This window comes from Pantoea cypripedii, from assembly GCF_002095535.1.
Taxonomy (GTDB): domain Bacteria; phylum Pseudomonadota; class Gammaproteobacteria; order Enterobacterales; family Enterobacteriaceae; genus Pantoea; species Pantoea cypripedii.
In genome coordinates, this window is sequence record NZ_MLJI01000001.1 from 3,985,636 (window position 1) to 3,998,343 (window position 12,708).

11 protein-coding genes are annotated in these 12,708 nt (G+C 54.5%); 5 read left to right on the top strand and 6 right to left on the bottom strand.

Translation table 11 applies throughout. The features are described from left to right. Positions 1 to 4 precede the first annotated feature (4 nt). Positions 5 to 3,337, top strand: coding sequence for a miniconductance mechanosensitive channel MscM (gene mscM, locus HA50_RS18555; protein WP_084877190.1), 3,333 nt, complete (start codon positions 5 to 7; stop codon positions 3,335 to 3,337). Positions 3,338 to 3,370: 33 nt separating this feature from the next. Here mscM and mdh read toward each other — a convergent pair whose 3' ends face one another. Beyond that, a complete protein-coding gene (mdh, locus tag HA50_RS18560; RefSeq protein ID WP_084877192.1) occupies positions 3,371 to 4,306 on the bottom strand; it encodes a malate dehydrogenase in 936 nt (311 codons plus the stop codon). 430 nt (positions 4,307 to 4,736) lie between these two features. Here mdh and argR point away from each other — a divergent pair, with 430 nt between their 5' ends. From argR to HA50_RS18575, 3 genes are all read left to right on the top strand, one after another. Next, a complete protein-coding gene (gene argR / locus HA50_RS18565; RefSeq protein ID WP_084877198.1) occupies positions 4,737 to 5,207 on the top strand; it encodes a transcriptional regulator ArgR in 471 nt (156 codons plus the stop codon). A 489-nt stretch (positions 5,208 to 5,696) separates the two neighbouring features. Beyond that, entirely contained in the window at positions 5,697 to 5,960 is a 264-nt protein-coding gene (gene yhcN / locus HA50_RS18570; RefSeq protein WP_084877200.1) for a peroxide/acid stress response protein YhcN, read from the top strand. 88 nt (positions 5,961 to 6,048) lie between these two features. After that, positions 6,049 to 6,321 (top strand): YdgH/BhsA/McbA-like domain containing protein, encoded by a 273-nt coding sequence (locus tag HA50_RS18575; RefSeq protein WP_084877202.1) that lies wholly within the window; start codon positions 6,049 to 6,051, stop codon positions 6,319 to 6,321. Positions 6,322 to 6,380: 59 nt separating this feature from the next. Here HA50_RS18575 and HA50_RS18580 read toward each other — a convergent pair whose 3' ends face one another. The 4 genes from HA50_RS18580 to aaeX form a co-directional block, all read right to left on the bottom strand. Further along, the gene (locus tag HA50_RS18580) at positions 6,381 to 6,650 is read right to left on the bottom strand and encodes a barstar family protein (RefSeq protein ID WP_084877204.1); all 270 of its coding nucleotides are present in this window, start codon (positions 6,648 to 6,650) and stop codon (positions 6,381 to 6,383) included. Positions 6,651 to 6,824: 174 nt separating this feature from the next. After that, a complete protein-coding gene (gene aaeB / locus HA50_RS18585; protein WP_084877207.1) occupies positions 6,825 to 8,777 on the bottom strand; it encodes a p-hydroxybenzoic acid efflux pump subunit AaeB in 1,953 nt (650 codons plus the stop codon). 9 nt (positions 8,778 to 8,786) lie between these two features. Beyond that, positions 8,787 to 9,716, bottom strand: a complete 930-nt coding sequence (aaeA, locus tag HA50_RS18590) for a p-hydroxybenzoic acid efflux pump subunit AaeA (RefSeq protein WP_084877209.1) — start codon at positions 9,714 to 9,716, stop codon at positions 8,787 to 8,789. An 8-nt stretch (positions 9,717 to 9,724) separates the two neighbouring features. Further along, the gene (aaeX, locus tag HA50_RS18595) at positions 9,725 to 9,928 is read right to left on the bottom strand and encodes a p-hydroxybenzoic acid efflux pump operon protein AaeX (protein ID WP_013510717.1); all 204 of its coding nucleotides are present in this window, start codon (positions 9,926 to 9,928) and stop codon (positions 9,725 to 9,727) included. Between the two features lie 269 nt (positions 9,929 to 10,197). Between aaeX and aaeR the strand changes: the two genes are divergently transcribed. Beyond that, positions 10,198 to 11,118, top strand: coding sequence for an HTH-type transcriptional activator AaeR (aaeR, locus tag HA50_RS18600; RefSeq protein ID WP_084877212.1), 921 nt, complete (start codon positions 10,198 to 10,200; stop codon positions 11,116 to 11,118). An 82-nt stretch (positions 11,119 to 11,200) separates the two neighbouring features. Here the strand turns inward: aaeR and tldD are convergent, their stop codons facing one another. Further along, positions 11,201 to 12,646, bottom strand: a complete 1,446-nt coding sequence (gene tldD / locus HA50_RS18605) for a metalloprotease TldD (protein WP_084877214.1) — start codon at positions 12,644 to 12,646, stop codon at positions 11,201 to 11,203. Positions 12,647 to 12,708 lie beyond the last annotated feature (62 nt).

The window sequence follows — 12,708 nt, forward strand, 5'->3', positions numbered from 1 at the left end:
CCCAGTGCGAGCCTCTCTTATTCTGCTGCTGAGCCTGTGGTTCAGCAGCACTGCTTTCGCTGCCACTGTCCCGGTGGCCAGCGACCTGAAGCAGGAACTGGACGCGGCCAAATCCGCGAAAAGTTCCCCCTCTCAAACCGAACAAATTCAGACGCTGGAAACAGCCCTCAATTTTCTTGCTGAACGTGATGACTCCCTGGAACGCACGAAGCAATATCAGCAGGTGATTGATGACTTCCCGCGACTGGCGCGGGAACTGCGCCAGCAACTCGCCAGTCTGACTGATACCAGCAAAGCCGTGCGCAGTAATATGAGCAGCGCCGAGTTGGATCAGGAGATTTTGCAGGTTAGCAGTCAGTTGCTGGAAGAGGGACGCCAGGCTCAGCAGGAACAGGACCGGGCGCGTGAAATCAGCGATTCGCTGTCGCAGTTACCGCAGCAGCAAACCGAAGCACGCCGCGCAATGACCGAGAGCGATCGCCGTGTACAGGGAGCCGCAGCAGCCACAACGCCGCAAGCCCAGGCACAGATTTACGCACGTCAGGCGGAAAACGCCGCCAATAAAGCCCGTGTGGATGAACTGGAGCTGGCTCAGCTCTCCGCCAATAATCGCCAGGAACTGGCGCGGATGCGCGCCGAAATACATCAGCGCCAGGCGACCCAGTTGGATAACTATCTCCAGGCGCTGCGTAATCAGCTGAATAACCAACGTCAGCGTGAGGCTGAGCAAGCGCTGGAGCGTACCGAACAACTGGCGGAAAACAGTGGCGATTTGCCCAGCATCATCAGCGATCAATTCCGGGTAAACCGTGAATTGTCTGCCGACCTTAATCAGCAGGCACAACGGATGGATCTGGTCGCTTCGCAACAGCGACTGTCGACCAATCAGACCTTGCAGGTACGCCAGGCGCTAAGCACCCTGCGCGAGCAATCACAATGGCTGGGTGCCTCGAACCTGCTGGGCGAAGCGCTACGTGCCCAGGTTGCGCGTCTGCCGGATGTGCCGAAATCGCAGCAGATCGACAACGAGATGGGCCAGTTGCGCGTCCAACGGCTGCGGTATGAAGATTTGCTTGAGCGCCAGCAGTCGCTGCGTAAAGAGAAGCAGGATGATGGCACACCTTTTACCAGCGAACAGAGCCGCATCCTCGAAGCGCAGCTGAAAACCCAGCGTGAATTACTCAACTCATTAATTTCCGGCTGCGATACGCTGATTCTGGAAATCACCAAACTTAAAGTCTCCAATACCCAGTTGCAGGATGCGCTCGCTGAAGTGCGCGACGCCACGCATCGCTATCTGTTCTGGACGGCTGACGTCAGTACCGTTGACCTGAATTTCCCGGTGGATGTGGCGCAGTCGCTGGGACGCCTGCTGTCGCTCGATACGCTGGGCCAGTTAGGTAAAGCGCTGGCCATGATGTTTACCAGCAAAGAAACGGTGCTGCCCATCCTGGGTGCGCTGTTACTGGTGGGGTTCAGCATCAGCACACGCCGTCATTACCATGCGTTTCTGGCGCGTGCCGCCAGCAAAGTCGGCAAGGTCACACAGGATCAATTCAGCCTGACGCTGCGCACGGTGTTCTGGTCAATTCTGGTGGCCGTGCCGATACCGGTACTCTGGGCCGCACTGGGTTATGGCTTGCAGGAGGCCTGGCCCTACCCCATAGCGGTAGCGATTGGCGACGGTATTACCGCCACATTGCCGCTGCTGTGGGCATTTATGATCAGTGCCTCGTTTGCCCGCCCAAACGGCCTGTTTGTGGTGCATTTCCGCTGGCCGCATACGCGGGTGGCGCGCGCGATGCGTTATTACTCACTCAGCGTCGGCCTGATTGTGCCGCTGATCATGCTGTTGATTGCCTTCGCCAATCTGGAGGACCGTGAGTTCTCATCAACACTGGGACGGCTGTGCTTCATCCTGATTTGCGGCGCATTGAGCATCGTCACCGTCAGCCTGAAACGTGCAGGGATTCCGCTGTACCTGGATAAAGAAGGTAACGGCGATAACTTCGTCAATCGCATCCTGTGGAACCTGATGATCGCCATCCCGCTGGTCGCCGCCTTTGCCTCCTGCATCGGCTATCTGGCGACTGCGCAGGCGTTGCTGGCGCGTCTGGAAACGTCCGTTGGCATCTGGTTCTTCCTGCTGGTGATTTACCACATTATCCGCCGCTGGATGCTGATTCAGCGTCGTCGCATCGCTTTTGACCGCGCCCGTCAGCGCCGTGCCGATATGCTGGCAAACCGCGCTCGTAGCGAAGAGGAGAAGGACCAGCCCGCCGGGAGTAGCGAAGCGCCAGAAGCGGATGAACCGATTATCGATCTCGACGCCATCAGCGCCCAGTCGTTGCGTCTGGTGCGCTCCCTTCTGACATTAATTGCGCTGGTGTCGGTGATTGTGCTGTGGTCAGAAATTCACTCGGCGTTCGGTTTTCTGGAAAATATCCGCCTGTGGGATGTCAGTACCACGATTCAGGGGGTGGAGAGCATCCAGCCGATTACCCTCGGCTCAGTCCTGATCGCCATACTGGTGCTGATTATCACTACCCAGCTGGTACGTAACATGCCAGCGCTGCTGGAACTGGCGCTGTTACAGCACCTGAATCTGACGCCCGGTACTGGTTATGCCATCACCACCCTGACCAAATATGTGCTGATGCTGATCGGTGGCCTGATTGGCTTCTCCATGATTGGTATCGAATGGGCGAAGTTACAATGGCTGGTCGCCGCGCTCGGTGTGGGTCTTGGTTTTGGTTTACAGGAAATCTTTGCCAACTTTATTTCCGGCCTGATCATCCTGTTCGAGAAGCCGATTCGTATTGGCGATACCGTCACCATCCGCGATCTCACCGGCAGTATCACGCGTATTAATACCCGAGCGACCACCATTACCGACTGGGATCGCAAAGAAATCATCGTGCCGAATAAGGCCTTTATCACTGAGCAGTTCGTTAACTGGTCGCTGTCCGACTCGGTGACACGCGTCGTGCTGACTATTCCAGCCCCCGCCGGGGTGAACAGCGACGAAGTGACAAACCTGCTTAAACAGGCGGCAGAGCGCTGTACCTATGTGCTGGATATGCCCGCACCGGATGTTTTCCTTGTCGATTTACAGCAGGGGATTCAGCTGTTTGAGCTGCGCGTTTACGCTGCCGAAATGGGACATCGCATGCCGCTGCGCCATGAGCTGCATCAGTTGATTCTGCATGGTTTCGCTGCGCACGGCATTGAAATGCCCTTCCCGCCTTTCCAGGTACGTATGGAAACGCTGGGCAAGAAGACACCGGCCAGTAACGGCGCACCTGCGGCACGGAATTTTAAATCAGGTGGGTTGTAAAAGTTGCGGCGCGATAAATCGCGCCGCTGCAGGTTACTTCACAAACTCCTCGCCCTGGGCGATATCTTTTTTCAGCGTATCCAGCATACCGGTCAATGCCTGCTGCTCAAAAGCGCTGAGCGGCCCGAGCGGTCGCCGCTCAACGATGCCGTTTTTGCCCAGCAGCAGCGGCTGTGAGAAGAATCGGGCGTATTCACCATCCCCTTCCACATAAGCACATTCCACCACATTGGCTTCGCCCTGCATGGCGCGCACCAGCGACAGACCAAAGCGCGCGGCTGCTTGTCCCATCGACAGCGTCGCAGAACCGCCTCCTGCCTTGGCTTCCACCACTTCGGTACCGGCGTTTTGGATCCGTTTGGTCAAATCCGCGACTTCCTGCTCGCTGAAGCTGACGCCTTTTACCTGCGATAGCAGCGGCAGAATAGTGACGCCCGAATGGCCACCCACCACCGGCACGTCAATCTCGCCCGGTTGTTTGCCCTTCAACGCCGCAACAAAAGTATTGCCGCGAATAATATCCAGGGTGGTGACACCAAACAGGCGGTTTTTATCGTATACCCCGGCTTTCTTCAGCACTTCCGCCGCAATCGCGACCGTGGTGTTAACCGGGTTGGTGATAACGCCAATCAGGGCTTTTGGTGCAGTGCTCGCCACCTGTTCAATCAGGTTGCGGACAATGCCTGCGTTAACGTTAAAGAGGTCGGCGCGATCCATGCCGGGTTTACGTGCCACTCCGGCGGAGATCAGCACCACATCGGCTCCCTTCAGTGCGGGCGTGGCATCTTCACCACTGAAACCCTCAACTTTCACTGCGGTGGGAATATGGCTGAGATCCACAGCCACACCCGGCGTTACCGGGGCGATGTCATAGAGCGAGAGAGCTGAACCTGCGGGTAATTGGGTCTTGAGCAGCAGTGCAAGCGCCTGGCCAATACCACCAGCGGCACCGAGAACGGCAACTTTCATCCTGGACTCCTTATTAAGGTGGGGCAGAGATATGCCGGGTTTCCATCAGGTTACGAGTGTAATCAACTTCTCAGGCGATAGCGACAAGGCCTGTCGCGCTATAAACACTGACGCCGCAATTCGGCTCCCGAGACATCCACACTTCAGAAGTCGCCTGAATGATCATAGGTCGCAGCCAGAAGACAAGGGTCGGCAATGATCAGTCATTTTGTTGTTACCACATCAATAATATAACAACATTGCAACCTTCGCTTTTGCGTGTCACCCCGCGATTTTGGTGCAGCGGGAAATCTCTGTTATGATCGCCGCCCCGCGGGTTGTCCCGGCGAAATTCTCACCTGGTTTATTGCATAAAAATTCATTTAAATGCATAATAATTTATCTGCTACGGGCCTGTTGCCTGATGCATCCCTCTTTTTATTGGTAACCTATGCGAAACCCATCTAAACAGGACGACCTGATCAAGGCGTTCAAGGCCCTATTGAAAGAAGAGAAATTCAGCTCTCAGGGCGAAATTGTGCAGGCGCTGCAGGAAGACGGCTTCGAGAATATCAACCAGTCAAAAGTTTCTCGTATGCTGACTAAGTTCGGTGCGGTGCGTACCCGCAACGCGAAAATGGAGATGGTGTATTGTCTGCCAGCCGAATTGGGTGTCCCCACCACCACCAGCCCGCTGAAAAACCTGGTGCTGGATATCGACTATAACGATGCGCTGGTGGTGATTCATACCAGCCCTGGCGCTGCACAGCTGATTGCCCGCCTGCTGGATTCTCTCGGCAAGGCTGAAGGCATCCTCGGCACCATCGCCGGTGATGACACCATCTTTATTACCCCCGCGCGTAGCTTTACCGTGAAGCAATTGCACGACGCTATCCTGGTTTTATTCGAACAAGAACTATAAAACCCTGCCTGCTACCGGCAGATTACCTGCCGGTAACAATCCTGCTATCTCCCCTTCTGCCGCCGCGCTTAAGCCAAAACACCCAGCAAACAATGCATTAAGCATATTCCCACCCGTTCTCACTCCCCTGGATGATTGGTAGGACCTTTTGGCCTGCTTAACCTTTCGCGCTATTTTACACTGCTTTACATACCAACATCAGCTGTATTGCCCACTCAATGCGTATCAGCCAGCTGGATCAACCGGGATATTTCGCACAGAAAGATAAAATGACATAGCCCCTTGTTTTTACATGTAATTAACAGTGAATGGACAGAAACCAGGCGGTTTTTATAACTCTCAGTTATTAAAAGTTGTCATAAGGATAAAGAATAACAACCAAACATTATTAGCTGAATATTAATTTCATGGGTGATTAGATCTATACTTCTTTTCGTGATGCAAATCACAGTGAATAAAAAGAGAAAAACAAAAGACGAGGAAATAATCATGAAAGTTAAAACTACTATCGCAACCCTGAGCGTTCTATCCGCCCTGTCATTTGGTGCTTTCGCCGCAGATTCTATCAATGCCGATCAGGCCATGAATCTGCAACCGGCCGGCACCATCAGTGTCAGCGGCACCGCCGGTTCGCCGATGGATATCCATCAGCAGCTGAGTGAAAAAGCAGACCAGCAAGGTGCTAAAGCTTACCGCGTCATCGAAGCGCGTAATGACAACACCTATCACGCTACCGCTGAGCTTTATAAATAAGTTTGCTGAAACAAGATGAGCATGAAAGGCAGCCCATTTGAGACGCAGTTGCGCTCAGGTTGCCAGACAAAATTCAGGAGAGTGAATCATGAAAACCAAATTATCTATCGCAGTTCTGAGCCTGGCCTCCGTTCTTTCTTTCGGTGCCAGCGCTGCCAACCTGATCACTAACGAACAGGCAGACAGCATGAATCTGCAACCGCTGAACCAAACCATCAGCGTAAGTGGTCGTGATGGCGACCAGATGAATATCCGTCAGGAGCTGTCAGCCAAAGCGGATGCTCAGGGTGCCAGCCACTACCGCATCATTGAAAACAATCAGAATGACACCTACCACGTCACTGCTGAACTGTATAAGTAATTCCTCGTCAACTGCTTGACGAACCCTTTGGCCCCGCTCGCCGGGGCCCTTTTTTGTTGTTACTTCACATTAAAGCGGAGCTGGCCTTCCAGCTCCTCTTCTGCTTCATCAAACAACAGAATCAACGCGCCATAACGGCGCTTCTGTCCCTTTCCTAAGTGAATAAATTCAATCTCCAGCGGCAACGGCAGTTGATCGCCAGTCACCGCTTCCCAGAGATCGTCCAGATCAATAATCGCTAAATCCGCCAGCGCAAAACGGTCACTGAACTGACGGAAAAAATGCGCCTGATCGACGATTTCATCGAAATCAAAACGTTCGATTCTCATCATGACGATCCTCTCTGTGCCACTGCTGATTAAAGCGTTGAAATGATTGTGTCGTTGCAAAAGAAGGGGGACATCCTGCTCCGCCTGCCAGTTTGCATCCTGTCAGGAAAGTATAGATGGCATTATCCGGGGGTTTTGTGACAGCGGGCCGCGCGATAAACGCGGCGGCCCGTTTTAGATTTGAATCAATGTGTTGCGGTACTTGCTCAACATCGCGGCTAACCGTTTCACTGGCTCGGTCACGCTGCCTGGTGCCGCATATTGCTGGAGTTTTTCCTGGTAGATATCCAGCTCCTGCAATAGCCGCTCAAAATAGACGCGTCGTTTATCATCGCTACGTGTCGAAATAACCTGGTCGGCAGTGGCGCGCAGCTGACGGTGGTAAGCCGACAGATCCGCATTGATCGGGACTTCTGCGTTACGTAAGCGCTGATGACCGATAATCAACGTCAGGGCGATACGATATTTATTGATATCACCGGGGAACAGGTTGAGCAGCAGGAACAATTGCTGATACAGCGCGGGCAGATGGTTCTCCCGGCGACGTGCCTGGTTGGTGGTCATGGCCGACACAGCCGCATACATAAAGCGGTTGAGCAGCTTACGTCCGGTACGCTCTTTCGATTTATCGCGAATCAGCAGAATCACCATCATCGCCACAAAACAGCCAATGACCTGACCGAGTGCGTTATCGAGAAACACGTTGAACTCGAACTTCATCGGGTTATCGAGCACCAGCACGTTGATCGTACCGATCAGCGCCCCGAGCGTGCCGATCTGACGGCGCTGCACGAAAATCCCGCCAACAAAACCCAGCAGACCAATGGCAATACACAGCAGCAACATGCTTTGCTGAGTGGAAGGCATAATGTAGATAAAGTACAGCGCACCCAGTGGTACCGCGACGCTCATACCGTACAGGAAGTCTTTCGCCATCATCAGCGGGTTTGGCATACGCATCGCCAGCGCGGTGATTACCGCCAGCATCACCATACAACCGCTACCGGAAGTCCAGCCGGTATAGAGCCAGAACAGCGAGCCAAGCGCGGTAGCGACGAAAGTACGCACACCGTTAATCATCGCATGATGGGTTTCGGCAGAGCGCGCCTGAATCACAACTTCACGCTCAAGAATGCCCTCTTCCAGCGTGGTGATACGGCTGTTACTTTTCACGCCGTTAATCAGCAGCAGGTATTCAGTGGCGGCACCGACCCAACTGGCCAGCGTCAGTGGCGTGGTTTTACTGCTGACACCAATCACCCGACGCATAATCTTCATGCGCTTGTGGACATCATCAACGCTGCTGACGTCTTTCTCGATTAACAGGCGATATTGCGGCGGAATATAATCCGCACGTGAATTCTGGATCAGGAAAGTTTCGGCCGCCTGGGTAATCAGCGTTAACGACAGCGTGTTTAGCATCTGCAAACGACGGTTGCTGTTCTGCCAGCGCGATGATTCCATCATCAGTTGGCTGCGCATGCTGTTCAATGCTGTGGTACGGCGTACCAGCGCGCCCCAGGCTTTATCAACCTCGTCTTTATCACCGTGAGCAACACACAGTTGCAGCAGTTTGTACTGTGCCACCAGCAATGCATCCACTTCCTGGTCGATGACTTTTTTAATCGAACGTGGCGAGAAAATCATGTCCGCCAGAATGGCGCAGAGAATACCCAGTACGATTTCGCTGCAACGTTCCACCGCAAATTGCGGGGCCAGCGTCAGACCACCGCTGGCATCGGCGGTGACCACAATAATCAGCGCGGTGTAACCGGCCAAACCGAGGGCATAGGAATTTTCGACTTTGATCAGCGAAGAGAGCCAGACGCAAAGTCCGGCCCACAGGCAGCACAGCAGCAGCATCACCACCGGTGCACGCACTGTCGCAATCATAATGGTCAGGGCCGCGATACAGCCGATGAAGGTGCCGATAATACGCAGAATACCGCGGTAACGCAGCGCGCCGGAGTAGGGATCGCCCCCGGCGGCAAAGGCGGTGCCACCCGCCACAATCCCGGCAGTCATCACTGCCCAGCGCGGCGTTTCCAGATTGAAGTGAAAGCCAATCATCAGCGCTGCTACCAGCGCAAATGTCAGCTTCACCGGGAAACGCAGGAACTCAATCATATCGCCCTCTTAACCAAACTCACGCAGGCGATTGAAAAACTGGGTCATTGGCGAGACTTTCGTCTGGCGATCTTTATCACCGGTGATCACCACGGTCGCAGTGGTACCCGCCGGGAAGCGATTACCTGGCTGATCATCAAGATGAATACGTACCGGTACACGCTGCGCCAGACGCACCCATTCCAGATTGGAATCGACGGTGGCCATACCTTTGCTATCGACGCTACTGCTGCTGTTGGTGACACCCGCCGCAATGCTATCGACAGTGCCGCGCAGCACGGTATTGCTACCCAGCGGCGTGATTTCGGCACGGAAACCCGGACGCACGCCATTCAGCTTGGTCTCTTCCATATAAGCCATCACATAGAAGGAATGCTGCTGTACCAGCGCGACGGCAACGGAGCCACGCGTGATGAACTCACCTTCATACACATTGAGGTTGGTGACCCAGCCGTCAGAGGGGGCTTTGATGGTGGTGCGATCAAGATCGATCACCGCCAGATCGCGCGTCGCGATGGCTTTCGCCAGCTGATGCTCGGTGGTGGTCAGGTCGTTGTTCGCCTGATCGATGGCCTCACGCGACATCGCACTGGTGCCGAGCTGATTACGGCGTGCAGCTTCACGACGTTTTTCGTTAGCCACCGCCTGGTAATACTCAACGTCGGCCTGGGCCTGATCCAGCGCCATCTGGTAACGCGGACGGTCAACCACGAACAGCGTGTCGCCCTTTTTAACCAGTTGGTTATCATGGACCGGCACATCGGTGATCAAACCGGTGACATCCGGAGAGATCGCCACGACGTCGGCGGAGAATTTTGCATCACGCGTCCACGGGGATTCGGTGTAGAACACCCAGGCGCGGAAGATGATCACGATAGCGATGACAACCAGCAGGAGAGTAATCGCGTAGCGCGCGATTTTTCTTATTAGCGCTTTCACTTAAAACCTCAGACGAATAAACGGGATACAAGGTAAAACACACAGCAGTACAACGCTGTGTTAAAAAGTGCCGGATGCCAGACCAGATCATACAATCCACTTGGCGTCAGCACGCGTTTCACCAGCCAGAACAGCGCCAGCGAAACAATCAGTTCAATGAAGATGGGCGGGAAAGACAGCCCAAATACGACAAATACCGGAAGCACACTCATTACGGATCCTTAGTTCGACCTTGCCGGATTGCACCGATACCTGCCCGTACGCCACAAAACACGACGGGTTGATGATAGTGGGATGACGGGTAGACTGATGGCAACATTCAGGCCGTTTGAGCTAATCATAGCGTATCATCTGACAAACATGGACAGATTTGCTGCCATGTTCAGGTGCGGTGAAAAGACCCAGCGTGCGTATAGTAACGCGCTTGACTATACGTTTTCTACATATTGTGAGCTAAATCACTTTTTAGCCAGAGTAAACAATGGAACGACTTAAAGGCATGTCCATCTTCGCCAAAGTGGTTGAATTAGGTTCCTTTACCGCCGCGGCTCGTCAGCTTCATCTGAGCGTTTCGTCTATCAGCCAGATAGTCGCGAAACTGGAAGATGAGCTACAGGTTAAACTGTTGAATCGCAGCACCCGTAGCATCGGGCTGACCGAAGCGGGCAGAATCTATTATCAGGGCTGCCGCCGCATGCTGGCAGAGGCGATGCAGGTGCACGAGCAGCTGTATGCCTTCAACAACACGCCGATTGGTATTTTACGCATCGGCAGCTCCTCAACAATGGCGCAAAATGTCCTCGCCGATATGACCGGCGACATGCTACGCGAATATCCGGGGTTGAGCGTCAATTTAGTCACCGGCATCCCGGCACCGGATCTCATCGCCAATGGCGTGGACCTGGTGATACGCGTGGGGGAGTTGCAGGACTCCAGCCTGTTCTCGCGTCGGCTGGGGGCCATGCCGATGGTGGTGTGCGCGGCGAAAAGTTATCTGGCGCAGCAGGGAGTGCCGGAAAAACCGAGCGAAATCGATAATCTTTCGTGGCTGGAATACAGCGTACGGCCAGATAACACCTTTGAACTGATTGCGCCGGAAGGATTGGTCACACGTCTGACGCCGCAGGGACGCTTCGTCACCAATGATTCGCTGACGCTGATTCGCTGGCTGAAAGCCGGATGCGGCATCGCCTACGTGCCACTGATGTGGGTGATTAATGAGATCAACACCGGTGAGATCGATATTCTGTTTACGCAATATCAGTCGGCACCGCGACCGGTGTATGCGTTATATACCGAAAAGGATAAGCTGCCGCTGAAAGTGCAGGTGTGTATCGATTATCTGACTGAGTATTTCAAACGGGTGGCGCGCCAGTATCAGCAGCACCGTAAGAACGTGTAGCGGCGCGATTTATCGCGCGCCTTTTGCCGGGGCACCGCTGTAAATGGCGCGATAAATCGCGCCGCTACAGATCGGTGCTAAATCAGGCGGTTCCGCCGACGGTAAGTTTATCCAGCTTCAGCGTCGGCTGGCCCACGCCAACCGGCACGCTCTGTCCTTCTTTACCGCAGACGCCAACGCCTTTATCCAGCGCCAGATCGTTGCCCACCATCGAAATTTGCTGCATGGCTTCGATACCGGAGCCAATCAGCGTGGCACCTTTCACCGGTTTGGTCACTTTACCGTTCTCAATCAGATAGGCTTCTGAGGTTGAGAACACAAACTTACCGGAGGTGATATCCACCTGACCACCGCCAAAGTTCGGGGCGTACAGACCATATTCGACACTTTCAATGATGTCCTGCGGCGTGGATTTGCCCGCCAGCATATAGGTGTTGGTCATACGCGGCATTGGCAGGTGCGCATAAGATTCACGACGGCCATTCCCGGTAGGATTGACGCCCATCAGGCGCGCATTGAGCTTGTCCTGCATGTAGCCTTTCAGCACACCGTTTTCAATCAACACGTTGTACTGGCCCGGCACACCTTCATCATCCACTGCCAGCGAACCACGCAGCCCTTCGATGGTGCCATCATCCACGACGGTACACAGCTCAGAGGCCACCAGTTGGCCCATTTTGCCGCTGAACACCGAAGTCGCGCGACGGTTAAAGTCACCTTCCAGACCGTGGCCCACCGCTTCATGCAGCAGCACGCCAGGCCAGCCCGCACCCAGCACCACGGGCAGTGTCCCCGCCGGTGCCGCAACGGCTGACAGATTGACCAGCGCCATACGGACTGCTTCCCGCGCCCAGGCATCCGCGCGCACATCGCCGCTTTCATCGGCCAGGAAGAATTCATAACCGGTACGGGCACCGCCGCCGCTGGAGCCGCGCTCACGTTTGCCCTGATCTTCCACCTGCACGCTGATAGACAGACGCACCAGTGGGCGCACATCGGCAGCCAGTGTGCCATCGGTGGCCGCCACCAGCACCTGCTCGTAAACCCCGGTCAGGCTGGCGTTCACTTCCTGCACGCGCGGGTCAGCGGCGCGCGCCACTTTATCAACACGATGCAGCAGAGCGATTTTATCTTCACGCGTCAGGCTATCCAGCGGGTTCACCGCTGCGTACAGCGAACGGTTGATCACCGCCGATAAGGTATGGGCCTTGCCATTCCCCTGTTCACGCACGATGCTGCGCGCAGCTTCAGCCGACTGACGCAACGCATTCAGGGTGATTTGGTCCGCATAGGCAAAACCGGTTTTCTCACCGCTTACCGCGCGGACGCCAACGCCCTGATCGATATGGTATGAACCATCTTTGATGATTTTGTCTTCCAGCACCCAGGATTCGTGGAAGCTGGACTGAAAATAGAGATCGGCATAATCCAGACGACGTTCTGAAAGCTGCCCTAACAGGGAAAAAAGGTCCTGCTGATTAATGCTGTTCGCAGTTAGCAACTGCTCACTTACCAGATTCAGAGTCATCGTTTCTCACTCAGTATTTGCTCGGATACTTCATAGCCTGCGGTAATTCCCCGACGGCGTCA